This is a genomic window from Pusillimonas sp. ANT_WB101 (genome assembly GCF_008369125.1).
Lineage (GTDB): Bacteria > Pseudomonadota > Gammaproteobacteria > Burkholderiales > Burkholderiaceae_B > Allopusillimonas.
Window position 1 is genome coordinate 207,124 of sequence record NZ_VOAY01000006.1, and the last position, 25,610, is coordinate 232,733.

Below are 25,610 nucleotides of genomic sequence, written 5' to 3' on the forward strand. Positions count from 1 at the left end.
ATATCATCCATGCCTTTGGGGTGTTTTACTTACTGCAACAACGGTTGCTACGGCTTAATGCGCTATATATATTTAGCACCCGTGCATCACGTGGTGCTCAGACTTGGCCAGAGGCTGACCTGAAGTGCACGGGGTTTGCTGTGTGCGTGTGTCTGGATCAGGCTTTGGCGATAACGTCGACGGGCTGGCGCGCAAGCAGCGTCAGCAAATGTGCCAGTTCGTTGCGCATTTCGCGACGATCCACCACCATGTCTATGGCACCCTTCTCGAGCAAAAACTCTGAACGCTGGAAGCCTTCTGGCAGCGTTTCACGTACCGTCTGCTCAATGACTCGGGGGCCGGCAAAGCCGATCAGTGCCTTGGGTTCTGCAATGACCACATCGCCCATAAAAGCAAAACTGGCCGAGACACCGCCCATGGTCGGGTCGGTAAGAATGCTAATAAATGGCAGACCTTCAGCCGAGAGCCGGGTAAGCATGGCATTAGTTTTGGCCATTTGCAGCAGAGAAAACAAGCTTTCTTGCATGCGCGCGCCACCTGATGCAGCAACACAAATAAATGGTGTACGGTTTTTGATGGCCTCGCGGGCCCCGCGTACAAAACGCTCGCCCACTACCGAACCCATGGAGCCGCCCATAAAGGCGAACTCAAAGCAGGCCAATACAACCGGAACCGCCAGAATAGAACCACTCATGACCACCATGGCTTCACTTTCGCCAGTGAGCCGTGTGGCTTCAGACACCCTTTCCGGGTATTTGCGGCTGTCGCGAAACTTGAGCGGGTCCATGGGGCGTGTATCTTGCCCGATTTCTGTACGACCTTCCGGGTCGAGCAAGGCATCAATGCGCTCACGCGCGCCTATGCGCAGATGATGATCACACTTAGGGCAGACATTGAGGGTGGCTTTGAGGTCTTCTTTATAGAGGACAGATTCGCAAGATGGGCACTTGACCCACAGGCCCTCTGGCACGCGTCTCGCGCCTTCATTGCGATTGATGCGCGGCGGCAGAATTTTATCGATCCAGCTCATGGTTCATTCCTGATGAAGGCCCGGCCTGTAGCCGGGCTGTTGTTCTGTTGTGTCATTAGTGGGTTGCCTTTCTGGCCGGCCCTGTAAAAGGCCAACTGCCACGGCCACCACCTCAGTCAAATTTTTTGCTCCCGTCGGGCAGCGCCTGCCGAATACCCGCCAGCCAGTCTGCGGCCGCTGCGACAGCTGCCTGATCAGCCTGCTGTGCGTCGTGCCCTTGCTCAAGGGCACTATCGACCGCCGCAGTCATGGTCTGGATAAGCTTGCTGCCTATGACGACGGCATCAGCGCACTCGGAGAGTCGTTGGGCGCTCTCGGCATCGCGAATGCCAAAGCCTACACCCACAGGTATGGAAACATACTGCCGGATTCGGGCAACATGTCGGGCCACGTCGTCGGTATCGATATTACCTGCGCCGGTAACACCTTTTAGCGAAACATAATACACATAGCCACGTGCCACACTGGCAACCTTGCGAATACGCTCGTCGGTAGAGGTAGGCGCAAGCAGAAAAATGAGATCAATGCCCGCCGCAACAAGCAGTGCAGAAAACTCGTGCACCTCTTCGGGTGGGTAATCAACCACCAGCACGCCATCAACGCCCGCCTTAGCAGCAGCGTCGACAAATGTAGCCTGACCCATATGTTCTATAGGGTTGGCATACCCCATGAGCACCACGGGTGTGGTGTGGTTGGTTTGGCGAAACTCGGCCACCATGTCAAGAACCTGGCGCAAGCCGGTACCACCGCGAATTGCCAGCTCCGACGATTGCTGAATAACCGGGCCATCGGCCATAGGGTCGGAAAACGGCACGCCAAGCTCAATGACGTCGGAGCCTGCCGCCGCCAACGCATGCATGAGTGCAGGCGTAACGGTAAGCGACGGATAACCGGCAGTGACATAAGGAATGAGCGCTGTACGCCCCGCTTTGCGGGTTGCTTCGAACGCCGCCTTTAGGCGTGTATTGGATGAAATCATGATATCCCCGGCCTTACAGGCTCATGCCGCTTAGGTCGGCCACAGTGTGCATGTCTTTGTCGCCTCTTCCAGACAAATTGACGAGAATAATCTTGTCGCGCGCCAAGCTGGGCGCCAGCCGTGCCGCATGTGCAAGGGCGTGCGCTGACTCGAGCGCAGGCATAATACCCTCGAGGTGGCAACAGTGGTGGAACGCAGCCAGAGCTTCTTCATCAGTAACACTGGCATAACTGGCACGCCCGCTGTCTTTGAGCCAGGCATGCTCGGGCCCGACACCTGGGTAGTCGAGGCCGGCCGAAATGGAATGGGTCTCCATTACCTGCCCGTCGCTATCTTGCATGACGTAAGTACGGTTACCGTGCAGCACGCCTACCGAACCCGCGTTCAACGATGCTGCGTGACGGCCTGTCTGGATGCCTTCGCCGGCGGCTTCGACCCCGACCAGCTGAACCTGTGGGTTTTCAATATAAGGATAGAAAATACCCATGGCATTGGAGCCGCCACCCACGCATGCCACTACAAAGTCAGGCTGGCGCCCCGTTTCGGCAGGCATCTGTTCGAGGCACTCTTGCCCGATGACAGACTGGAAGTCACGCACCATGGCAGGATACGGGTGCGGACCGGCAACAGTGCCAATGATGTAGAACGTGTTTTCGACGTTAGTGACCCAGTCTCGCATGGCTTCGTTGAGCGCATCTTTAAGCGTACGCGAGCCAGACTCCACCGGCACCACTTTGGCACCGAGCAGTTTCATGCGGTACATATTGGAGGTTTGCCGACGTATGTCTTCACTACCCATGTACACCACGCACTCGAGGCCATAGCGGGCGGCCACCGTAGCTGTTGCTACGCCATGTTGACCAGCACCGGTTTCTGCAATGATGCGCGGCTTGCCCATGCGACGGGCCAGGAGAATCTGCCCCATGCAGTTGTTAATTTTGTGTGCGCCGGTATGGTTGAGATCTTCGCGCTTGAACCAGATTTGCGCACCACCCAGTTGCTCGGACCACCGCTTGGCGTGATAAACCGGACTGGGTCTGCCAACAAAATGCTTGAGTTCATAGGCAAACTCGGCAAGAAACTCGGGGTCGTTGCGATATTTTTCGTAAGCGGCCCGAAGTTCGTCTAGTGCATGCACCAGTGTCTCGGAAACAAAAGAGCCTCCGTACTGGCCGAAATGCCCGCTTTCATTGGGCAGGGTATAGGTCGTCAAGGCATTACTCTCTAAAACGGGAAGGCGCCGCGGCCACCCGGCCCGCACGCGAAAAAACGACTATTTTAACAGCCCCGGCCCGGGCAAGGGCTACTGTCGCGCAGCCTGAACCCCTGACAACTCATTGAGCGCCGCCAGGGCCCGGCTAATTTGTTCGCCACTTTTCACTTCGATCGTGAACACCATATGTGCCAGGGACCGCCTGCTGTGCGTATTGACGCCCACCACTTTGAGCCGCAGCTTCGCAAAAACCTCGGAGAGATCCCGCAACAGATTGGGACGTTCAGGAGCATGAATGCTGATATCGATAGGATACAAGGCTTCGCCCGTATCCCCCCAGTCTACGTCAATAAGGCGCTCAGGATGCCTGACCGCGAGCGCCGCATACGCGGAGCAATCGCTGCGATGGATGGACACCCCTCTGCCGCGCGTTACAAAACCGGCTATCGTGTCGGGAGGTGCAGGGCGGCAGCACCTCGCCAACTGCGTCATGAGCGCGTCCACGCCCACAACAAGCACGCCACTCTTTCCGGTGCGCGCAACATTTGCGCTACCACTGGCATATATACGGGCTTCGGCCTCGGCGTCAGTATCTGCTTCGCCCGGCCGGGCTCTGCCGGTAAGCAGATAATCAATCTGCCGCAGGCTGAACTCTTCTTTGGCAACAGCCACGTACAGATCATCTGCACGCGCAAACTCGAGTTGCTGGGCCAACTGTTCAAGGTTGATTGCTGTCTTGCCCAGGCGCCGCAGTTCGTTTTCAACCATATTCTGGCCTTGAGCGATACGCTGCTGCAACTCAATGGCATTAAACCAGGCACGCACCTTTGCCCGTGACCGTTGGCTGGCCAGAAAACCCAACTGAGGATTGAGCCAGTCGCGAGAGGGGCCACCAGACTTGGCCGAAATGATATCAACCGTCTGGCCAGTCGCGAGACGGGTTTGCAACGGCACCATTTGGCCATCGACCCTGGCACCCCGGCAGCGATGGCCAAGATCGGTGTGCAGGCGGTAGGCAAAATCAACCGGCGTGGCGCCTACCGGCAGCTCTACAACGCGTGCCTGCGGCGTAAGTACATAAATAAATTCTTCTTGGCGGCGCGGCGGTTTTTCAGTGCCTGACTGTGCAGCATGCAGGTTACCCTCGGACATCTGCCCCTGGCCTGCCCCCGCACCTTGCTGCGCTTTCGCCAAACCCGCCGCTGCCGCAGCGGCCACATCCCCAGCTTGCCCCGACGCACCCGTAGCAGGGTGGTCTTTTTCCCAGGCCAGAAGCTGACGCATCCACGCTATCTTTTGGTCATAAGCGCTGCGCGCAGCAACCTCGCCACCCTGACGGCCGGCCTCTTTGTAACGCCAATGGGCAGCCATGCCGTACTCCGCAAACTCATGCATTTCGCGGGTGCGTATCTGAATTTCGAACGGCCGCCCTGCCTGATCAGTGACCACTGTGTGCAAGGAGCGATAACCGTTGGGTTTAGGCCTTGAGATATAGTCATCGAACTCGTCTGACATTGGCGTCCATAAGGAATGGGCCAACGCCAGCACGCCATAACAGGCGCGCTCATCATTCACAATAATGCGCAGTGCGCGCAAATCAAACAGCTGGTTGAATTCCAGCCCTTTGTTGCGCATTTTGTTCCAGATACTGTAAATGTGTTTGGGTCGGCCTGACACCTCGGCCTGAATATTTGCCTCTTTAAGCGTGGCCTGCATATTGAGCACGGCCGCTGATATAAACGCCTCGCGCTCAACACGTTTTTCTTCGAGCTTGCCAGCAATGGCCTTGTAGGTTTGGGGCTCAAGAAAGCGAAACGCCAAGTCTTCCATTTCCCATTTGACCTGCCATATGCCCAGACGGTTGGCTAATGGCGTGTAGAGCGTAAAGGTTTCTCGAGCAAACGCCTTGGGGCACTCAGTGCGAGAACTTGCAAACCAACGCAAAGACTGCAACCGTGACGCCAGTCGCATTAACACGATGCGCAGGTCGGCAGCCATGGCCAGCAGCATTTTGCGCTGCATTTCCTTCTGCTCAGTACCCAGTGCCGCACTTTCGGAAGCTTTGCCCGCCAAATGCCCCAAACGCAACAAGGCTCGGGTTCCGAGCACCAGCGACATGACGTCACTGCCAAATGCCTTGAGCAAAGGATCACGGTTCGCAGCGGATGAACTTGCCGGCTGATGCTCTGGCAGCACCGCCAGCAACGAACTGGCGCGGGTTTGGGCATCGGTACCCAGCTGCGCCAGAATACGGGCGACGCCCGCACAATGATCGATAATGGGTTCACCCGTGCTTGCGCGTATGCCGGCCAATGGGGTGCGCACCCACTGCGCGGCCTTGCCAAGCAGTTCGAGACCTTGTTCGTCCAGGCCCGCCCCTGCCTCGTCCAGCCAGAGCGGGTCGAAGGGCGGCGCAGCATTATTTGACGAATCTGGATTAGTCATACTGGTATAAAACCTGGCGCAAAAATAAATGCTGAAGCTCAGCCTATACTATCTGGTCTGGCAGACAACCACTATGAAAGGCATATGGCGTCACCTGACATTAAAACACTGCTGGTCGTCTGGCACTCACGTACCGGCGCCTCAAAGCAACTGGCCATGGCGGCTGAACGAGGGGCTATTGATATTGCCCGAACATTACAGGCGACCCAGCGTTTCCGTATTGTAATGAAAGCCGCAGATGACGCGCAGCCACATGATCTTTTAAGTGCTGACGCCTACTTGTTCTGTGCCCCCGAAAACCTTGCGGCGCTCAGCGGCGCCATGAAAGAGTTTTTCGACCGAAATTACTACCCTGTGCTTGATCAGTTAAACGGGCGACCTTATGCCCTGATGATCAGTGCAGGCTCAGACGGCCAGAATGCGCTACGCCAGGCCGAGCGCATTTGCACCGGATGGCGTCTCACCGCCGCCTGCCCTCCGCTTATTGTTAACACCAATGCGCAGACACCCGAGGCAATACTGGCTCCAAAAACGCTAAAGCCAGCTGATCTGGAGGCTGCAGCCACCCACGGTGGAACCCTGGCAGCCCTGCTTCTGTAACACTGGATCCGTGCCCACCGCCAGCCCTTGAGCACAAAGCATGCGTACTCAGGGCACTGCCGCCGTAACGACAACTTCTATTTTGTAATCAGGGTTGGCCAGCCTTGTTTCAATGGCGACACGCGGAGGTGCGTCGGCAACCGCGACCCAGGTATCCCAGGCTTTATTCATACCCTCGAACTCTTTCATGTTCGCAAGGTAAATATGCACCATCAAAATGCATGCCTTACCACTGCCGGCCGTGGCAAGAAGCTGGTCAACTTTGCTTAAAACCTGTCTCGTTTGGCCCTGAATATCCAGGCTCGGGTCGTCGGGCACCTGCCCCGCGAGATATGCCACGCCGTTATAAACGGCCATATCCGAGAGCCGTTTTTCGACGTTGACACGTTCTAGTTCCGTCATAGTGCGCTCCAGAAATTTTGAAACTTGCCGGTGGGCTTTCACCCCCATCAGCAAGTATCAGGCCGGCGGCAACTGAAACACTTGGCGCAGATAAGCCAGGTAGGCGGGGTCGTCGCACATTGTTTTTTCGGGAGCGTCCGAAACTTTGGCAACAGGCTGCCCATTGCAGCGAACCATTTTCATGACGATCTGCAGAGGCTCGTGGCCAAGGTCATTGGTGAGATTGGTTCCGATTCCGAAAGAAACCTTGCAGCGTCCGGCAAATCGCTTGGCCAGATCAATGGCAAGTGGAATCGTGAGCGCATCTGAAAAGACTAAAGTCTTGGTGCGAGGATCAGCGCGATTATTGGCGTAATGCGCCAGCAGGCGCTCACCCCATACAAAAGGGTCGCCCGAATCATGGCGTGCGCCGTCAAACAGCTTGCAAAAATACATGTCAAAGTCACGCAAGAAAGCATCCATGCCGTAGACGTCAGACAAAGCAATGCCCAAGTCACCTCTGTACTCTTTGGCCCATACTTCAAGCGCGTACACCTGTGAGTCACGAAGCCGCGGCCCCAATGCCTGGCAAGCCTGCAGGTATTCATGGCCCATAGTGCCTAGCGGCGTAACCCCATGCTTCATGGCGAATAGTACGTTGCTGGTGCCGGCAAAATGTGGCCCCATCTGCGCCTTCATGGTGGTAACCACCTCTTCGTGCCACTGTTTTGAGAAGCGACGGCGCGTGCCGTACTCGGCCACCCTGAAGTCAGCCAGAGCGGGGTCATCAATGACCAGCCCCATTTTTTTCTGCAAACGCGAGCGGCCTTCTTCCCAGGCTGGCTCACGACACACATTGCGAAAATACACTTCATTGACAATGGCAAGCACCGGAATCTCGAACAAAATGGTGTGTAACCACGGCCCTTTGACAGTAATGTCAATTTCGCCCGGGAGACTGCCCGGCCCTATATGTATGCATTTTTCGGGCAGATGAAACAAACCCAAAAAATCAACAAAATCACTTTTCACAAACCGAAGCGCCCGTATGTACTGCAGCTCTTCTTCAGTAAACCGCAATTGGCACAGAGCATGCACCTCTTGCCGAATTTCATCGAGGTAAGGCGCCAGGTTAATGTTTGGCGTTCGACACTTGTAACGGTACTCGACCTGCGCAGCAGGAAACTGGTGCAGAACTACCTGCATCATCGTGAACTTGTACAGGTCGGTATCGAGTAATGAGGTAATTATCATTGCGTTTCTGCGAGAAAATTTCGCTTACCATATCACAATGCAGGCCGGTATCCCTCTGCATGGTTCACCTTGCAAATCGAAAACCAACACTACCAACAGGTCAATCAGGGCTTTCCTTTATATAACGGTTAAAATCGGAAAAGTCTGATGTTGGAGCTTAAAAATGACTCATGTGGTCACCGAAAACTGTATTAAGTGTAAATTTACCGATTGTGTCGACGTATGCCCGGTTGATTGCTTTCGCGAAGGCGAAAATTTCCTGGTTATTGACCCCGACGAGTGCATTGATTGCGCCGTCTGTGTGCCAGAGTGCCCAGCCAATGCGATTTTTGCTGAAGAAGATGTGCCGCAAGATCAGGTGCACTTTATTGCGCTCAATGCCGAGCTTTCTCCCGAGTTCGGCATGATCAACCGATCTAAGACGCCACTGCCTGATGCAGACGACTGGAACGGCGTACCCGACAAATTGCCTCACCTGAAACGTTAATTCTTGTTATGGCGTTGTTGTAACGCAACACACGGGTACACCCGAAAACAGCCCCTCACCTAGGAGAAACGGCATTTTTTCCTGCAAACTATGCTTACAAAGAGGCACCACTGGTAAAAACCCCGAGTGGCGTATTAACGCGTATTGTGATTAGCTTATGCCATAACGTTGATGCAGATTACTGCTGAGTAAAACCTTCAACAGTAAACAAGCACCTTCCGAGTACCAGATATAAGGCGATCACATATTATGTTGTACGACTTGCATGAGCTTCAACGGTCTTTTCTTACGCCACTTGCGGCGTTTACCGACACCGGGTCGCAGATTTTTTCTCACCCCGCAAGCCCGTTAGCCTATACACCGGTTTCACGCCAGATCGCGGCAACGTATGAGCTCATCCACCGCATGGGCAAGATCTACGAGAAGCCCGCATGGGATCTGAACCATACCGAAATCGACGGCAAGCGCGTCACGGTAGGCGAGCACGTTGTGCTGCGCAAACCTTTCTGTAATCTGCTTCATTTCCGCAGACTGGGCGCTGGCTCACACGCCCAAGACCCTCGCGTACTGCTGGTCGCTCCCATGTCGGGCCACCACGCCACGCTGCTGCGCGATACCGTACGTGCGCTGCTGCCAAATCATGACGTCTACGTGACCGATTGGGTTGACGCGCGAATGGTACCGGTTTCTGACGGTGCCTTCCGCCTTAATGACTATGTACGCTACGTACAAGAGTTCCTGCGGCATCTGGGCCCCGAAACCCACGTGATCTCGGTCTGCCAGCCTACGGTTCCGGTACTGGCGGCTATATCACTCATGGCCTCGAACAACGACCCTAACCTACCACGCAGCATGACCATGATGGGCGGCCCTATCGATACACGCCGTTCGCCCACACAGGTTAATCGCCTGGCCACCACCAAACCATACCAATGGTTTGAAGACAACCTGATCGAGCGGGTACCTACACGCTTTCCAGGTGCCGGGCGGCTCGTATACCCCGGCTTCTTGCAGCATGCGGGGTTCATGGCCATGAACCCCGACAAGCACGTTAAGTCACATTACGATTTTTACGTGCACTTGCTCGAAGGCGCTGACATTGACGCCGAAGCGCATCGGCGCTTTTACGATGAGTACAATGCCGTGCTCGACATGTCGGCTGAGTTCTACCTGGACACTATCAAAATCGTTTTCCAGGAGCACCAACTGCCAACGGGCACTTGGGTCATTGACGGTCAAACGGTTGATCCGTCAGCGATCAGTTCAGTTGCACTGCTCACCATTGAAGGCGAACTTGACGATATCTCGGGCGAAGGCCAGACCCAAGCTGCGCATGACCTGTGCAGCAGCATTCCGGCGCGCAACAAAATGCACTACACCGCGCCGGGCTGTGGTCATTACGGCATTTTCTCGGGACGACGCTGGCGCGAAACGATTTGTCCTAAAATAGCTAAATTCATACGCCAGGCAACATAAAGTCAGCCTACCAGGCTTGCCATCCAGGGGCCCACGCGGGCCCCTGATTTATTTTTATGCCAACTTCTCTGTCTCTTGCCGATCGCATTGATGCGATTCTTCCCCAAACCCAATGCACCAAATGCGGGTATGACGGCTGCCGCCCCTACGCCCAGGCGATCGCGCAGGGTCAGGCCCCCATTAACCGTTGCCCCCCGGGTGGGCAAGAAGGCATAGACGCGCTAGCGGCACTCCTGAGCACCGCGCCTCTACCCCTGGATACGTCCTGCGGCGAGCATATGGTGCTCCAGTTGGCCGTCATCGATGAGTCACACTGCATAGGCTGTACTTTATGTATACAGGCCTGCCCCGTCGACGCCATTATCGGGGCCAACAAACAAATGCACACGGTGCTGCCAGAGCTTTGCACAGGGTGCGACCTGTGTGTTGAACCTTGTCCCGTCGATTGCATCACCATGGTGCCTGCCCCGTACGCATGGACGCAAGAACGCGCCGACACCGCACGCACCCATCACTTGCAGCGGCAAAAGCGGCTCTCGGGCCTTCATCATGAACCTTCTGGTCTGGCGGCCAGAACACTTTCGAACAAAGCACCCGTCGCCACCAGCAGCGACCCCGAAGCACGCAAAAAGGCAATCGCCGATGCCCTGGCCCGGGCACGCGCGCGCCGACAAACAACATGAATGCACAAAAACGCAAAGAAATTTTCGCCCGACTAAAGGCCGCCAACCCCAAACCGACCACCGAACTCGAATACGCCAGCACGTTTCAACTGCTCATTGCCGTCATTCTTTCAGCCCAGGCTACCGACAGATCCGTCAATCTGGCAACACGCAGACTCTTCCCCGAACATGGCACACCCGAGGGGTTAAGTGCACTCGGCGAAGCGCGTCTGGCCGAGTGCATCGAGACCATAGGCCTGTACAAAACCAAGGCCGCCAACGTTATTAAAACCTGTCACATACTTATCGAACGCCACGGCAGTCAGGTGCCAGACAACCGCGCCGACCTTGAGGCTCTGCCCGGGGTCGGACGAAAAACCGCCAACGTGGTGTTGAACACAGCATTTGGCCAGCCAACGATTGCCGTCGACACACATATCTTCCGGGTTGCAAACCGCACCGGGCTCGCCAAAGGCAAAACCGTACTTGAGGTTGAGCGCAAGCTTGAAAAATCAATACCTAAAGAATATTTGCTTGACGCCCATCACTGGCTGATTCTGCATGGACGCTACATATGCGTGGCCCGCACACCAAAGTGCCCGCAATGCGGTATTTCCGATTTATGCGAGTACAAGCACAAAACAGGGCCTAATTGGGGATAGCCCTTCCCTATGAGAAACCCCGATAGTGTTTTAATGCGCCAACATGCATACTTGCCAGCAACCGATCAAAAATATCAAACATTGTTGCAGGCATGAGCACATATATTCTCGAAACAAAAAACCTGACCAAGGAGTTCCGCGGCTTTGTTGCGGTCGATAACGTAAACCTGCAGGTCAGCCGTGGAGATATCCATGCGCTCATTGGCCCCAACGGGGCAGGCAAGACCACGTGCTTCAATCTGCTGACCAAGTTTCTGACTCCAACGTCCGGAAAAATCTTTTTTTCAGGCCAAGAAATTACGCACGCAAAACCTTCCGATATCGCGCGACGCGGCATTATCCGTTCGTTTCAGATTTCGGCGGTGTTTCCCCAGCTTTCCGTTCTCGAAAACGTACGCATAGGGCTGCAACGAGCCACGGGCAAGTCATATCAGTTCTGGCGTAGCGACCGCAGTCTGAATGATCTGAACGATCGGGCTCACGATTTACTCAACCAGGTAGACCTGGACGGGTTTGCCGACGAACTCACGGTAAACCTGCCTTATGGCCGCAAGCGGGCGCTCGAAATCGCTACCACGCTGGCCATGGAACCCGAACTCATGTTGCTAGACGAACCAACCCAGGGCATGGGTCACGAGGATGTCAGCCGTGTAACACAGCTTATTAAAAAGGTTAGTGAAGGCCGCACCATCCTGATGGTCGAACATAATATGAACGTTATCTCGCAGATCGCCGATAAAATCACTGTACTAGCGAGAGGCTCAGTTCTCGCAGAAGGGTCGTACCAAGAAGTGTCACGCAATCCCGACGTCATGGAGGCCTATATGGGCACCACCAGCGGCGAACTTGAAGGGGCGCACTAATGACCGCAAACGCACTCGAAATTAAAGACCTGCATGCCTGGTATGGCGAATCGCATGTCCTGCATGGCATAAACCTTGAAGTTGCCAATGGCGAGGTTGTCACCCTACTGGGCCGCAACGGTGCCGGTCGCACGACCACGCTACGTGCCATCCTGGGGCTTACAGGTGACCGCAAGGGGTCAATACGTGTACAGGGCACTGAATCCATTAATCTGCCTACCTATCGCATTGCGCAACTGGGCATTGGTTACTGCCCTGAAGAGCGCGGCATTTTCGCCGGGCTGTCTTGCGAAGAGAACCTGCTGTTACCACCCGTCGTGGGCGACACACTTGGCGGCGGCATGTCTTTGGCCGAAATCTATGAAATGTTCCCCAACCTTGAAGAGCGCAGGCACTCACCCGGCACGCGTCTTTCAGGCGGCGAACAGCAAATGCTGGCCGTCGCACGTATCCTGCGCACCGGGGCCAACTTGCTGTTGCTCGATGAAATATCCGAGGGGCTGGCGCCGGTTATTGTGCAGGCGCTGGCCCGCATGATTTCCACATTAAAAGCAAAGGGCTACACCATCTTAATGGTCGAGCAAAACTTTCACTTTGCCGCGCCACTTGCCGACCGATTTTATGTCATCGAGCATGGACAGGTCGTTGAACACTTTGCTGCCTCCGAGCTGGCGGCCAGGCAAAACGACCTGAACACGTTGCTGGGCGTATAAACGCCTGATTTTCCAAACCGGCTTCGCCCGGCTAAAAAATACAAACAATACATTTATATCGACAACAAGGAGACATCACCATGAAGCTACGCACTCTGACTGCGGCGTTGGCACTAACGGGCATCGGCTTTTCGGCCCCAGGATATGCGGCGGGCATCTCCAACGATGTGGTCCGTATCGGCTTTATTACCGATATGTCCAGCGTTTATTCTGATATCGACGGCTCCGCTGGCGGCGACACCATCAAAATGGCTATCAAAGATTTTGGCGGTGAAGTCAACGGCAAGAAAATTGAAATTTTGGTTGCCGATCACCAGAACAAGGCAGACATTGCTTCAGCGCGGGCTCGCGAATGGTTTGACGAGCAAAATATCGACATGCTCATAGGTGGCACCAACTCGGCCACAGCGCTGGCCATGGCGGCAGTAGCTGCCGACAAGAAAAAACCATTTATTGCGATCGGGCCTGGCTCGTCCAACCTGACCAATGCGCAGTGCACGCCTTACACCATCCATTACGCTTACGACACCGTGGCGCTCGCCCGTGGTACGGGCTCTGCTGTGGTCAAGAACGGCGGCAAAACCTGGTTTTTCCTGACGGCTGATTACGCCTTTGGCCATGCGCTCGAACGCGACACCACCAAGGTCGTCGAAGCCGAAGGCGGTAAGGTACTGGGCAACGTAAGAATCCCGCTGGCAACTACCGATTTCTCGTCGTATATGCTGCAGGCACAAGCCTCTGGCGCAAAAATATTGGCACTGGCCAATGCCGGTGGTGACTTCACCGCGTCAGTCAAGGCAGCCAACGAATTTGGCGTAACCAAAACCATGAACCTGGCAGGTATGCTGGTGTTCATTAATGACATTCATGCACTTGGCCTGGATCTAACCCAGGGCATGTACCTGACGTCGGCCTGGTACTGGAACCAGGATGACGAATCGCGCAAATGGGCTCAGCGCTTTTTCGACCAGCACAAGCGCATGCCATCGTTTCTTCAGGCTGCTGACTACTCGGCGACCATGTATTATCTGAAGGCCGTAAAAGAAACCGGTACCGACGATGCGGACACCGTCATGAAATGGATGAAGTCAAACAAAATCAATGACTTCTTCACCAAGGACACAACGGTGCGTGAAGACGGTCGGGTGCTCAACGACATGTATCTAATGCAGGTCAAAAAGCCTGACGAGTCCAAGAAAGATTGGGACTACTACAATATGGTCACCAAACTTCCAGGTGCTCAGGTTTACACGTCCGTTGCAGAATCCACCTGCCCTTTGCTAAAAAAATAATGTAACGAGCGCGGTGCCGGCCACAAGCCGGCCCGCGTTTCCACCCGGACCTGACTTTTCCGTCCACCATTTCATGACTTTATGACTGCAATATTCGGCATACCCATCCAGGCCCTGCTGGGGCAATTGTTGTTGGGCCTGGTCAACGGCTCGTTTTACGCCGTTCTCTCACTGGGCCTGGCCGTTATCTTCGGACTGCTCAACGTTATCAACTTCGCCCACGGCGCACTGTACATGCTGGGGGCCTTTGTCGCCTGGATGGGGTTGCAGTACCTCGGGCTGGGCTACTGGACGATGCTGTTAGTCGCTCCCATAGTCGTTGGCCTGTTCGGCATCATCCTTGAGCGCACGCTCATCCGCCATTTATATAAGCTTGATCATCTGTACGGCTTGCTTCTGACGTTTGGCCTCACATTGCTGATCGAAGGTGTTTTCCGCAGCTTTTACGGCGTTTCCGGGCAACCTTACCCGACACCCGAATTATTAAAAGGTGGCGTAAATCTTGGCTTTATGTACCTGCCCATCTATCGGGGCTGGGTTGTCATCGCGTCGATTATCGTCTGTCTGGGGACATGGTTCGTCATCGAAAAAACTCGCCTGGGAGCCCTTTTGCGCGCAGGAACCGAAAACTCCAAGCTGGTTGAGGCTTTCGGCGTTAACGTGCCACTGCTCATTACGCTAACCTACGGGTTTGGTGTCGGGCTGGCAGGTTTTGCGGGCGTGCTCGCTGCCCCCATTATGCAAGTGTCGCCACTGATGGGTTCCAACCTGATCATTGTCGTTTTTGCTGTGGTAGTTATTGGCGGAATGGGCTCGATTATGGGTTCAATTCTTACCGGCCTGGGTCTGGGTGTGATTGAAGGTTTCACCAAAGTATTCTGGCCAGAAGCCTCCAATACCGTGGTGTTCATCATTATGGTTATTGTGCTGTTGCTGCGTCCAGCTGGCTTGTTCGGGAAAGAAAAATGAACCGTCAATTAATTGTTTATGCGCTGGCCATCATCGTGCTGGCATTGCTGCCTATGCTGGGTGCATACCCCATCTTCGTCATGAAGATTATGTGCTACGCCTTGTTCGCTTGCGCGTTTAACCTGCTTCTTGGCTATACCGGCCTGCTGTCATTTGGCCATGCTGCTTTTCTGGGTAGTGCTGCCTATGCAACCGGCCACGCGCTGGCGGTATGGGGGCTACCTACCTCAATGGGGCTTCTGTTTGGCACGATTGTCGCAGGCCTGTTGGGCCTGGTAATGGGCTTGTTAGCCATACGCCGCAGTGGCATTTACTTTGCCATGATTACATTGGCCATGGCACAGATGGTGTTCTTCTTCTTTCTGCAGGCACCCTTTACGCATGGTGAAGACGGGCTGCAAGGCATTCCTCGCGGAGAAGTCTTCGGTATCGATCTGCATAATGACCTGAACCTGTACTACCTGGTCATGGCAATTTTCATATTTGGCTACTTTGTATGCTGGCGCGCCGTTAACTCGCCATTTGGTCAGGTACTGAAAGCCATTCGCGAAAACGAACCACGCGCCATTTCGCTGGGTTACAACGTTGACAACTTCAAGCTGTTGGCTTTCGTACTGTCTGCAGCCCTGGCTGGTCTCGCCGGCGCAACCAAGTCACTGGTGTTTGTATCAGCGACCCTGTCGGACGCCACATGGCAGATGTCGGGTATGGTTATTCTGATGACACTGATCGGCGGGCTGGGCACGTTTACAGGCCCCGTGCTGGGCGCCTTTATCGTGGTCATGCTCGAAAACAAAGTGGGCGAGTTCGGGCGTTTTCTGGCCCACACCACAGGCGTAGACTGGTTCAGATCGTTGGGTGAGTCTGTAACTATTGTCATCGGCTTGATCTTTATTATTTCAGTTCTGGCTTTCCGTCGCGGTATCGTTGGCGAGCTGGGCGCTTATTTCAAGGGGCGAAGGGCATCTAAAGCCTAGGCCTTGGTAAGTACACCGTCCTGAAAGCAAGAAAGCCCGGTAAACCGGGCTTTCTTGCTTTTGGATGATAGTGATGACGCTACTCTTTACGCGCCGTACCCAGGCCCAAATAACTTTCAATAACCCGCGGATTATGGGCAAGCTCGTCTGCCTTGCCCTCAAGCACGACTTCACCCGTTTCCAGCACATAGCCGTAATCAGCCACTTGCAGGGCTGCTCGGGCATTTTGCTCTACCAGCAAGATGGCCACACCGGTACTGCGCAGACGGGCAATGATCTGGAAGATTTCACGTGCGATGCGTGGCGCCAGACCCAGACTGGGCTCATCCAGCATGAGCAACTGTGGCTGCGCCATTAAGGCCCGCCCTACTGCCAGCATCTGGCGTTCACCGCCTGACAGGGTTCCGGCCAACTGCTGACGGCGTTCACGCAGGCGCGGAAACAAGTCGTAGACCTCTTCCATGGTTTCACGCCAGCCATGCTTGCCGGCCCGGTACAGACGAAAACCACCCAGCAGCAGATTATCTTCAACCGTCATGCTGCCAAACAGCTCGCGTCGTTCAGGCACCAATGAAATGCCGTCAGAGACCCGACGCTCAACCTGCCAGGTGCCGATTTCTGCGCCAAGATAGCGTACCGAGCCCGAGCAATTGCCCGTCGCAGGCAACGAGCCCATGATGGCATTGAGCAGGGTCGACTTACCCGCACCATTGCCGCCAATAACCGTGACAATACTGCCGCGCGTAACTGCAATATTGGCACCCAAGACCGCATGGACTTTGCCATAGCGCGCTGACAAGTCGGTGACCTGCAAGACGGGATGACGTGGCGTACTCATACACTGGCTCCCAGGGCGGGCGCAGAAACACCGACGGTTTCATCAAGCTCATCATCCACACCGCCAAGGTACGCTTCAAGCACCGCAGGATCGCGCTGGATGACCTCGGGCGTGCCCTCGGCCAGCTTGGTGCCAAAATCCATGACCACAATGTGATCGGTCAGATTCATTACGAAATCCATATCGTGTTCTACCAGCAGAATGCTCATACCCTCCTCGCGCAGTTGATCAAGCACACCTGCCAGCGCCTGCTTTTCTTTGTAACGCAAGCCTGCAGCGGGCTCGTCCAGCAACAACAGCACGGGGTCAGCAGCCAAAGCACGCGCAATTTCAACAATACGCTGTTGGCCGAGCGCCAGGTTGCCAGCCTGCTCGTACAGATAGTCACCCAGGCCCACACGCTGCAACTGTTTTGCCGCCTCGTGCAGCAACTCAGCCTCTTCGCGACGCTCGACATGCAGCAGCGCGGACAATACGCCAACTTTGCTACGCAAATGGGCGCCCAGTGCCACGTTTTCAATTACCGTCATGCCGGGCAGCAGTTGTACATGCTGGAAAGTACGCCCCACCCCCAGATCGGCAATTTTGCGGGACGGCAGACCGTCCAGCCGCTTGTCCAGAAACCGAACGACTCCCCGCGTCGCAGGCGTTACACCCGTGATCAGGTTGAAGGTTGTACTTTTCCCGGCGCCGTTGGGCCCTATCAGGCCCATGATTTCGCCCGCTTTAAGCGTAAAACTGATGTCATTAACGGCAACCAGCCCGCCAAATTCTTTGCGGATGGCATCCACTTCAAGCACATGGGTGCCTTTCTCGGGGCGGGCACGTTGCGGCAAGGCCCGCGCAACCGGAGGAGGTTCAACACGCCGGGTTTCGACAACCCCTGTCAGCACCGACCACCACGTAACCAGAATGTGCCACACGCCATCACGCGCGTACTGCAGCACCAGCACCATAAGCACACCAAATACAATGAGTTCGAAGTTGGCGGTGGTTCCGAGCAGGGCCGGCAATACGTTTTGCAACTGGTCTTTCAGAGTAAGAATTAGGCCTGAACCGAGCACAGCGCCCCAGACGCTGCCCGCCCCGCCCACCACTGCCATAAACAGATACTCGATGCTGTAATTCAGACCAAATGGGCTGGGACTGACCGCGCGTTGCATGTGCGCATATAGCCAACCCGAAATGGAAGCAAGCACCGCCGCATAGACAAAAACAATGGTCTTGTAGGTGGCCATATTGACGCCAAACGACTCAGCCATGCCACCCGTGCCACGCAAGGCCCGTATCGCCCGCCCCGGGCGGGAATCAAGCAAATTGCGGGTAGCCCACATGGCCAGCAGCAGCACTGCCCAGATCAGGTAGTACATGTGACGCCCGCTGCCCAGCGAAAAGCCGAAGACATTCAGCGCTGCAATCCCCGCTATGCCGTCATACTGACCAAGAAAGCCAAGATTGCCAAATAAATAATAAAGCGACAGGCTCCAGGCAATGGTGCCCAGTGGCAGGTAATGGCCAGAAAGCCTGAGCGTAATGGCACCCAGAATATAAGAGATGACCACCGTAACCAGTATGCCTGCCGCCAGAGCCAGCCAGGGAGAACTGCCCAACGCTGTTGTCATCCATGCGGTGGTATAGGCACCAATGCCCACAAACGCTGCCTGGCCAAATGACGTCATGCCGCCCACGCCAGTCAGCAGAATAAGCCCCAGCACAACCAGTGCAGAAAGCCCCACGTAATTAAGGTGCGTAATCCAGAACTCTGGTGTCGCCGGCAGAGCAGGCAACAGGGCCAGCAGCACAATGACGGCAATAAGCAATATGCGATTCACGGCCTATTCCTCCTCGTCCGTCAGCGGTGCGCCAAATGAGCGCCACAACAGCACCGGGATAATCAGCGTGAACACGATAACTTCTTTATAGGCACTGGCCCAGAATGAGGAGAACGCCTCAAGAATGCCCACAAACAGCGCCCCTGCAAGTGCGATCGGGTAACTGACGAGGCCGCCGAAAATGGCTGCGACAAAGCCTTTAAGACCGATAAGGAAACCTGTGTCGTAATACACCGTGGTCACCGGCGCGATCAGCATGCCTGATAGCGCGCCGATGGCTGCAGCCAGGGTAAAAGTGAGCATGCCTGACATCGTGGTGCTGATACCCATTAACCGGGCCCCACGCCGGTTTACCGCCGTGGCGCGCAATGCCTTGCCGTAAAGCGTGCGGCCAAAAAACACCCAAAGCGCAAGAATCAGCACGAAACACGTACCCAGCACAAAAAAGGTTTGTGCGGTCCAGCTGACTGGGCCGATCATGACCTCGCCTTCCATAAAGGGCGGCGTGCGCCACCCCTCGGCACCAAAGAACACCAGGGCTATGCCGGTCAATGCAAAGTGCACGGCAACCGAAATAATAAGCAATACCAGAACACTGGCTTCGGCCACAGGTTGGTATACAAGCCGGTAAACCATGGGGCCTAAAGGTATGACCAACATCAACGAAAACAACACATTAAGCCATAAGGCCGTGTTCTTGCTGACGATGTACGGCGCGATAAGGTAAAGCACCAGCGGAAGCAGCAATGCCCAGCCTGCCGTCCGGACCAGGCCACGCGCGCTGCGCGCGCGGATGGCGCCGATACAGTCGAACACAAATACCAGTGCCCCCATGATAAGAAGCAGCGTAACCGTGCCCGGTATTCGGCCGTTTACCATGTAAGCCAGCGTCAGAGCCCCGAACGCAACAAACTCACCTTGCGGAATAAAAATAACGCGGGTGACGACAAAAACCAGCACCAGGGCCAGCCCGAGCAGCGCATAAATGGCACCGTTCATGACGCCATCCTGCAAGAGTATCAATACAATTGTTGTGTCCATTACCGGGCAGCCAAGCCTTTAATCAAAAAAATGCGCTCCGTCACCTGCGCCAAGCAATACCGGCCCCTTGGGCCGGTATTTAAGCGACTGGGTGAGCGTGGCGCTTTAAGCGCGTACGCCGCCGTGGTCCCTTACAGATCGGGCTGGTATTTCCATTTGCCGTCAACAACCTTAACGATTACACGTGCACGCTTGTCAAAGCCTGCGTGATCGGTGGGGCTCATGTTGAATACACCTTGGGATGCCGGAAGATCTTTAACCTTTTCGATGGCATCGCGCAATGCCTGGCGGAATTCTACCGTACCCGGCTTGGCACCGGTTTTGAGCGCTTCAGGGATAGCCTGTGAAATCAGCAGCCCGGCATCCCACAAGTGGCCACCAAATGTGTTGATGGTGCCATCGCCATACTTGGCTTCGTATTTGGCCTTGTACTCCAGCGCACTCTTTTTGACCGGATTGCTGTCAGGCAGTTGGTCTGCGACCAGCAGCGGACCTGCCGGCAGAATCATGCCTTCACAGTCTTTGCCACACACACGCAGAACGTCGTTGTTGGCGGCGCCATGTGTCTGATACATAATGCCTTTGTAACCACGGCTTTTGAGTTCGCGCTGTGGCAATGCTGTTGGTGTGCCAGATGCCGCCACCAAAATACCGTCTGGCTTGGCAGCTATAAGCTTGAGCACCTGCCCCGTCACGCTCGTGTCATTGCGTGCATAACGCTCAACATCAACGATTTTAATGCCTTTGGCTTCGGCGGCCTTGGTCATTTGTTCGAGCCAGCCTTCGCCATAGGCATCGGCAAAGCCAATAAAGCCAAGTGTTTTTACATCTTGTTTGGCCATGGCGTCGGCCAGGGCACTTGCCATCAACGCGTCATTTTGCGGGGTTTTAAATGCCCATACGCGCCCGCCTTCGACAGGCTCCACAATTTTTGCGCTGGCCGCCACACTGATCATGGGTGTTTTGGTTTCGCCTGCAACGTCCGTCATGGCAATTGACGCAGGCGAAACTGTACTGCCAATAACGACATCAACCTTGTCATCGGCAACAAGCTTGCGCATGTTTTTTACGGCAGTCGTCATATCAGTGCCATCGTCGAGCACGATATATTCGATCTTCTGGCCTGCTATCTCGGTAGGCAACAGCGATACGGTATTACGCTCGGGTATCCCCAGCGAAGCTGCGGGCCCGGTGCTCGACAGGGTGACACCCACCTTGATCTGTGCCGAAGCCACAAGAGGTACGGTCAGCGCAATCGCCCCCGCCAGCACCGATAACCGAACTGACTTTCTGCTTGTCATTGATAACTCCATGAAATATACGACGCCACGCTTTTTTACTTGCGCACGGAAACAATTATGAAAGAACCCATCATTATCGACAACAATTGATACAAGGGCTTATAGGGGATTCCCCTCAGCAGTGCAATAAAACCGCATAATTAGGGGAACCTGCCCACGTTTTCAAAGTCGATTAACATGGTAGTTTGTCACATCGATACACTATATAGGCAATCACGTGAATAAAATCGTCAAGAGCGACGCGCAATGGCGTGCCGAGCTGACTCCCGAAGAGTATGCCGTCGCCCGTAAAAAAGGCACAGAAAGGCCGTTTACTGGCCGTTATTGGGACACCCACGAACACGGCATATACCGCTGCATAGGCTGTGGCACAGCGCTGTTCAAGTCAGACACCAAGTTTGACGCAGGCTGTGGCTGGCCCAGCTATTTCGAGCCGCTCGACCCTGCCAACGTGCGCGAAGAAACCGATACCACCCACGGCATGGTGCGCACCGAAGTAATGTGCAACGTCTGTGACTCACATCTGGGGCATGTTTTCCCTGACGGCCCGCCCCCTACCGGGCTGCGCTATTGCATCAACTCTCTCTCGCTCAAGTTTGAGCCTGCCTGATGAAAAAATTTCTTTTCGATCTGTTTCCGCTGCTGCTGTTTTTTGTAGCGTTCAAGTTTTCAGACATCTTTACCGCAACCGCAGTAGCCATTATTGCTGCGGTGGTGCAGTTTATCTGGCTTAAAGCCACGGGCAGGGCTATCGAAGCCACGCACTGGATCAACCTTACCGTCATTGTCGTCTTTGGCGGCGCCACGCTGTTTTTTCATAATGATGCCTTCATCAAATGGAAGCCCACCGTGCTTTACTGGCTTTTCGGCGGCATTTTAGTTGGCGGCAAGCTGTTCTTTGGCCGCAACATTATGCAAAAGCTCATGGGAAGCAAAGTCAATATGCCGGGCCCGGTATGGGACAAACTGAACTACAGCTGGGCCGGTTTTTTCGCGCTGTCAGGCGCCCTCAATCTGTATGTGGCGTTTTCCGGCAACTTTACCGAATCACAATGGGTAAACTTCAAGGTTTTCGGCCTTATGGCGCTTTTGCTGGTCTTTGCCATTGCCCAATCCATTTGGCTGGGCCGCCATATTCAAGAAGATGGCAACCCAGCAGAAAGTAAACCCGAGGAGCTTCCCTAATGCCTCATCAAGAACGCAAGGCTGTACTCGAAGAGAGGTTGCAGGTGCTCAACCCCAGCTTTCTCGATATTATCGATGAGTCTCATCTACATGCCGGCCATGCCGGTAGCCGTAATGGCGCCAGCCACTTCCGTGTTCACATCTGGACAGACCAATTCGACGGCCTGACCACCGTGGCACGACACCGGCTTGTGTATGATCGCGTCCAGGACCTCATGCCATTTCCGGTTCATGCTCTGGCCATCGTCGCCAAAAACCCGTCTTTTTAACCCAAAGGAACTTCATGAAACGATTAGCAGTATTAGCCGCCAGCGTTGTCATTGCGTTGCCCGTGTATGCACAGGATATCGCAACCGTAAATGGCACAGCCATCACACAGCAACAGCTTGATAAATTCGTCAAACTGCTGTCGACGCAGGGCGCTCAAGACACACCCGAATTACGCACCCAGGTCAAGCAAGAAATGGTCAACCGCCTTGTCGCTGTGCAGGCCGCCGAAAAAGCAGGCATAGACAAAAAGCCTGAAGTCACGCAAGAAATAGAACTGGCTCGCCAGGGCATTCTGGTGCGAGCGCTCATGGCCGACCATCTCGCAAAAAACCCCATTACCGATGCCAAGGTTGAGGCTGAGTACAACGAGATCAAAAAGTCACAGGCCGGCAAAAAAGAATACAAACTACGCCATATTCTGGTCGAAGATGAAAAAACGGCACAAGATTTGATCGCACAGATCAAAGCCAAGAAAATCACCTTTGAAGAAGCTGCCAAGAAAAACTCCACAGATCCTGGTAGTGGCAAAAATGGTGGCGAATTGGGCTGGGGCCCAGCCAGCAACTATGTACCAGAATTTGCAGCAGCCGTTGAAAAGCTGAAAAAAGGGCAAATCTCTGACACGCCCGTCAAAACCCAGTTCGGTTGGCACATCATTGAGGTCGAAGACTCTCGCGACGTCAAATTCCCCGAACTCAGTGAAGTAAAACCGCAAATCGAAGAAATGCTGCGTCAGCAAGAACTGGCTGATTTCCAGGCTCAGCTCATGAAAAACGCAACCATCAAGTAAATAAGCAAGGCAGTGCAAAGCGCACTGCCTTCTTATTGATGCGGCCATTAAAATGCCCCCGACCATTGTTCATGGCGGGGGCATTTTATCGATACCTATATGCTGGCCCCTGTTGACAGTGTCACCGTCAGGAGCGCACGACTTGAAACTTAGTTTTAATCGCCCAGCAGTTCTTTCAGGCCGTCTTCATCAAGTATGGTGACGCCCAGCTCCGTAGCTTTGGTAAGTTTGCTGCCGGCGTCTTCGCCTGCCACCAGGTAAGCCGTTTTCTTGGATACCGACCCACTTACCTTGCCCCCGGCTGCCAGAATACGCCGAGTGGCCTCATCGCGTGTCCAGTTGGGCATGGTTCCGGTAAGCACCAGTGTCTTGCCTTCCAGAGGCTGTGCGCCCCCATCAGAGACCTCTACCGCTCTAGGCCTCACACCTGCCGCCTCGAGCGCATGCACTACTTCACGATTGTGAGGTTCACCAAAAAACCGTGCGATTGAGCCGGCCACTACAGGCCCGACATCACGCACCCGCAGCAGTACTTCTTCGTCAGCCGCCATAACGGCATCCACAGACCCAAAATGCAATGCCAGATCGCGCGCCGTGGTTTCGCCCACATGGCGGATACCCAACGCATACAGCAAACGCCCCAGCTCGGGTTTGCTGGCACGCTGCAGGGCTGCCACCAGGTTTTCGGCCGACTTGCGGCCCATGCGTTCATACAGAAGCAGCTCTTCTACTTTTAGCGTAAACAGATCTGCCAGCGATTTGACGCGATCACTCTCGACCAGCTGATCGACCAGCTTTTCGCCCAGCCCTTCGATATCAAGCGCCTTGCGGCTGGCCGCATGACGTATGGTCTGCTTGCGCTGGGCCGCGCAAAACAGCCCGCCGGTACAACGTGCGATGGCCTCATCCTCAAGCCGTTCGATGGCAGAATCACAAACGGGACAATGCTGCGGCATAACAAACGGCCGGGCATTTTCTGGGCGTAGTTCTATTACCGGGCCCACAACCTCGGGGATGACATCACCCGCGCGCCGCACAATAACGGTGTCGCCAATACGCACGTCTTTGCGAAGAATTTCGTCTTCGTTGTGGAGCGTGGCATTAGTAACGGTCACGCCTCCGACAAAAACGGGCTTAAGCCGGGCAACCGGCGTAATGGCACCCGTACGCCCTACCTGCACCTCTATGTCGAGCAAGGTCGTGGTTTCTTCCTGAGCCGGAAACTTGTGAGCAATGGCAAAACGAGGTGCCCGCGCCACAAACCCGAGCACACGCTGGGCCTCGAGCGAATTAACCTTGTACACCACGCCGTCTATGTCAAACGGCAGCTTCTGGCGCTGGCCGCCCCTATTTTCATAAAACTGCAACAAGCCATCTACACCGCGCACAACTTCGCGGGAAGGGCTGACAGGCAGACCCAGGGTTGCCAGCCAGTCTAGCATCGCGCTATGGGTATTACGCAGCGCCTGGGCTGGATCTGGTGCCTGGTCAGGCAGAGTTTGCAGTGCGCCCTGTCCCTCTGATTGGGCATCGGGCTGTGTCTCGTGGGCAGTAGAGGCGTTTGGTGCAGTGGGCGCGCTTTGATGCCGCTGCTGGCCCGACAGGGGCATCTGCTTGGCAGTGGCGCCCGGCGCATCACCCAGGACCAGCTCACCCCATCCATAAGCATAAAAACGCAGCGGCCTCTGGGCGGTAATGCGTGGATCAAGCTGACGCAGGCTACCTGCCGCCGCATTGCGGGGGTTTACGAAAATCTTGTCACCTCGACGCTGCTGCGTTTCATTGAGACGTTCAAAATCAGCACGATTCATCAAGACCTCGCCACGCACCTCGAGCACGACGGGGTACTCGCCTCTGAGAGACAGGGGGACCGAGCGCAGTGTGCGAATATTGCTGGTGATGTCTTCACCGGTCTGGCCATCGCCGCGCGTTGCGGCCTGTACCAGCTTGCCCTGTTCATAGCGCAGGCTGACTGCAAGGCCATCAAACTTAAGCTCGGCTTCGTACTCGACCAGACCATCATTATTTGTAAGACCGGCACCACGCAAGGTATCGGCTACACGTTTGTTAAACGCCTCTACGTCTTCCGTTTCGAAGGCATTGGACAGCGATAGCATGGCCACTGCATGCCGAACGCTGTCGAAGCCAGAAACAGGCTGCGCCCCCACACGCTGGGTGGGAGAGTCGGGAGTAATGAGGTCGGGGTGTGCTTCTTCGAGGCTTTGCAGCTCCACCATGAGCCGGTCATATTCGGCATCTGAAACAGTGGGCTGATCAAGAACATAATAGCGGTGATTATGATCGGAAATCTGACTACGCAACACTTCGACGCGTTGCGCCACAGACATTT

25 protein-coding genes are annotated in these 25,610 nt (G+C 55.0%); 14 read left to right on the top strand and 11 right to left on the bottom strand.

Features of this window, described 5'->3' with window-relative positions:
* Positions 1–157: 157 nt before the first annotated feature.
* The 4 genes from accD to FQ179_RS21835 form a co-directional block, all read right to left on the bottom strand.
* Positions 158–1,030, bottom strand: a complete 873-nt coding sequence (gene accD / locus FQ179_RS21820) for an acetyl-CoA carboxylase, carboxyltransferase subunit beta (RefSeq protein ID WP_149399803.1) — start codon at positions 1,028–1,030, stop codon at positions 158–160.
* A 112-nt stretch (positions 1,031–1,142) separates the two neighbouring features.
* A complete protein-coding gene (gene trpA, locus FQ179_RS21825) occupies positions 1,143–2,006 on the bottom strand; it encodes a tryptophan synthase subunit alpha (RefSeq protein ID WP_188074689.1) in 864 nt (287 codons plus the stop codon).
* Positions 2,007–2,022: 16 nt separating this feature from the next.
* A complete protein-coding gene (gene trpB, locus FQ179_RS21830; RefSeq protein WP_149399807.1) occupies positions 2,023–3,222 on the bottom strand; it encodes a tryptophan synthase subunit beta in 1,200 nt (399 codons plus the stop codon).
* 90 nt (positions 3,223–3,312) lie between these two features.
* On the bottom strand, positions 3,313–5,667 hold the full coding sequence (locus FQ179_RS21835) for a bifunctional (p)ppGpp synthetase/guanosine-3',5'-bis(diphosphate) 3'-pyrophosphohydrolase (RefSeq protein ID WP_149399809.1): 2,355 nt from the start codon (positions 5,665–5,667) through the stop codon (positions 3,313–3,315).
* A gap of 84 nt (positions 5,668–5,751) precedes the next feature.
* Between FQ179_RS21835 and FQ179_RS21840 the strand changes: the two genes are divergently transcribed.
* Positions 5,752–6,267 (top strand): flavodoxin family protein, encoded by a 516-nt coding sequence (locus tag FQ179_RS21840; protein ID WP_149399811.1) that lies wholly within the window; start codon positions 5,752–5,754, stop codon positions 6,265–6,267.
* Between the two features lie 48 nt (positions 6,268–6,315).
* Here FQ179_RS21840 and FQ179_RS21845 read toward each other — a convergent pair whose 3' ends face one another.
* Together FQ179_RS21845 and pncB are read right to left on the bottom strand one after the other, a co-directional pair.
* Positions 6,316–6,669 carry a RidA family protein gene (locus tag FQ179_RS21845; RefSeq protein ID WP_149399813.1) on the bottom strand — a complete coding sequence of 118 codons (354 nt, stop codon included), beginning with the start codon at positions 6,667–6,669 and terminating at the stop codon, positions 6,316–6,318.
* Positions 6,670–6,726: 57 nt separating this feature from the next.
* Positions 6,727–7,902 (bottom strand): nicotinate phosphoribosyltransferase, encoded by a 1,176-nt coding sequence (gene pncB / locus FQ179_RS21850; protein ID WP_149399815.1) that lies wholly within the window; start codon positions 7,900–7,902, stop codon positions 6,727–6,729.
* A gap of 163 nt (positions 7,903–8,065) precedes the next feature.
* On the opposite strand from pncB, the gene fdxA reads away from it, so the two are divergent.
* From fdxA to FQ179_RS21895, 9 genes are all read left to right on the top strand, one after another.
* Positions 8,066–8,389, top strand: coding sequence for a ferredoxin FdxA (gene fdxA / locus FQ179_RS21855; protein ID WP_149399817.1), 324 nt, complete (start codon positions 8,066–8,068; stop codon positions 8,387–8,389).
* Between the two features lie 249 nt (positions 8,390–8,638).
* Positions 8,639–9,865 (top strand): polyhydroxyalkanoate depolymerase, encoded by a 1,227-nt coding sequence (locus tag FQ179_RS21860; RefSeq protein ID WP_149399819.1) that lies wholly within the window; start codon positions 8,639–8,641, stop codon positions 9,863–9,865.
* 56 nt (positions 9,866–9,921) lie between these two features.
* On the top strand, positions 9,922–10,548 hold the full coding sequence (gene rsxB, locus FQ179_RS21865) for an electron transport complex subunit RsxB (protein WP_149399821.1): 627 nt from the start codon (positions 9,922–9,924) through the stop codon (positions 10,546–10,548).
* Positions 10,545–11,189: an endonuclease III gene (gene nth, locus FQ179_RS21870; RefSeq protein ID WP_149399823.1), complete on the top strand. Its 645-nt coding sequence runs from the start codon at positions 10,545–10,547 to the stop codon at positions 11,187–11,189. Before rsxB ends, nth begins: the two co-directional genes overlap by 4 nt.
* Positions 11,190–11,281: 92 nt before the next feature.
* A complete protein-coding gene (locus tag FQ179_RS21875) occupies positions 11,282–12,052 on the top strand; it encodes an ABC transporter ATP-binding protein (protein WP_149399825.1) in 771 nt (256 codons plus the stop codon).
* The gene (locus FQ179_RS21880; RefSeq protein ID WP_149399827.1) at positions 12,052–12,765 is read left to right on the top strand and encodes an ABC transporter ATP-binding protein; all 714 of its coding nucleotides are present in this window, start codon (positions 12,052–12,054) and stop codon (positions 12,763–12,765) included. The genes FQ179_RS21875 and FQ179_RS21880 overlap by 1 nt, the downstream gene beginning before the upstream one ends.
* A gap of 80 nt (positions 12,766–12,845) precedes the next feature.
* A complete protein-coding gene (locus tag FQ179_RS21885; RefSeq protein WP_149399829.1) occupies positions 12,846–14,057 on the top strand; it encodes an ABC transporter substrate-binding protein in 1,212 nt (403 codons plus the stop codon).
* A gap of 81 nt (positions 14,058–14,138) precedes the next feature.
* Positions 14,139–15,026, top strand: a complete 888-nt coding sequence (locus tag FQ179_RS21890; protein ID WP_149399831.1) for a branched-chain amino acid ABC transporter permease — start codon at positions 14,139–14,141, stop codon at positions 15,024–15,026.
* Complete coding sequence (locus FQ179_RS21895) at positions 15,023–16,003, top strand: branched-chain amino acid ABC transporter permease (protein WP_149399833.1); 981 nt, start codon at positions 15,023–15,025, stop codon at positions 16,001–16,003. Before FQ179_RS21890 ends, FQ179_RS21895 begins: the two co-directional genes overlap by 4 nt.
* 79 nt (positions 16,004–16,082) lie before the next feature.
* Here the strand turns inward: FQ179_RS21895 and FQ179_RS21900 are convergent, their stop codons facing one another.
* From FQ179_RS21900 to FQ179_RS21915, 4 genes are all read right to left on the bottom strand, one after another.
* Complete coding sequence (locus FQ179_RS21900) at positions 16,083–16,841, bottom strand: ABC transporter ATP-binding protein (protein ID WP_149399835.1); 759 nt, start codon at positions 16,839–16,841, stop codon at positions 16,083–16,085.
* On the bottom strand, positions 16,838–18,673 hold the full coding sequence (locus FQ179_RS21905) for an ATP-binding cassette domain-containing protein (protein WP_149399837.1): 1,836 nt from the start codon (positions 18,671–18,673) through the stop codon (positions 16,838–16,840). Before FQ179_RS21905 ends, FQ179_RS21900 begins: the two co-directional genes overlap by 4 nt.
* A 3-nt stretch (positions 18,674–18,676) precedes the next feature.
* On the bottom strand, positions 18,677–19,714 hold the full coding sequence (locus FQ179_RS21910) for a branched-chain amino acid ABC transporter permease (RefSeq protein ID WP_149399839.1): 1,038 nt from the start codon (positions 19,712–19,714) through the stop codon (positions 18,677–18,679).
* 131 nt (positions 19,715–19,845) lie between these two features.
* Positions 19,846–21,015, bottom strand: coding sequence for an ABC transporter substrate-binding protein (locus FQ179_RS21915; RefSeq protein ID WP_149399841.1), 1,170 nt, complete (start codon positions 21,013–21,015; stop codon positions 19,846–19,848).
* Between the two features lie 217 nt (positions 21,016–21,232).
* Between FQ179_RS21915 and msrB the strand changes: the two genes are divergently transcribed.
* Genes msrB through FQ179_RS21935 form a run of 4 tightly spaced genes read left to right on the top strand, consistent with a single transcriptional unit; the run spans position 21,233 to position 23,260 of the window.
* Complete coding sequence (msrB, locus tag FQ179_RS21920; RefSeq protein ID WP_149399843.1) at positions 21,233–21,625, top strand: peptide-methionine (R)-S-oxide reductase MsrB; 393 nt, start codon at positions 21,233–21,235, stop codon at positions 21,623–21,625.
* Positions 21,625–22,200, top strand: coding sequence for a septation protein A (locus FQ179_RS21925; protein WP_149399845.1), 576 nt, complete (start codon positions 21,625–21,627; stop codon positions 22,198–22,200). Before msrB ends, FQ179_RS21925 begins: the two co-directional genes overlap by 1 nt.
* A complete protein-coding gene (locus tag FQ179_RS21930; RefSeq protein WP_149399847.1) occupies positions 22,200–22,469 on the top strand; it encodes a BolA family transcriptional regulator in 270 nt (89 codons plus the stop codon). Before FQ179_RS21925 ends, FQ179_RS21930 begins: the two co-directional genes overlap by 1 nt.
* A 14-nt stretch (positions 22,470–22,483) precedes the next feature.
* Positions 22,484–23,260: a peptidylprolyl isomerase gene (locus FQ179_RS21935; protein WP_149399849.1), complete on the top strand. Its 777-nt coding sequence runs from the start codon at positions 22,484–22,486 to the stop codon at positions 23,258–23,260.
* 155 nt (positions 23,261–23,415) lie between these two features.
* Here FQ179_RS21935 and ligA read toward each other — a convergent pair whose 3' ends face one another.
* The gene (ligA, locus tag FQ179_RS21940) at positions 23,416–25,608 is read right to left on the bottom strand and encodes an NAD-dependent DNA ligase LigA (protein WP_149399946.1); all 2,193 of its coding nucleotides are present in this window, start codon (positions 25,606–25,608) and stop codon (positions 23,416–23,418) included.
* Positions 25,609–25,610: the final 2 nt, after the last annotated feature.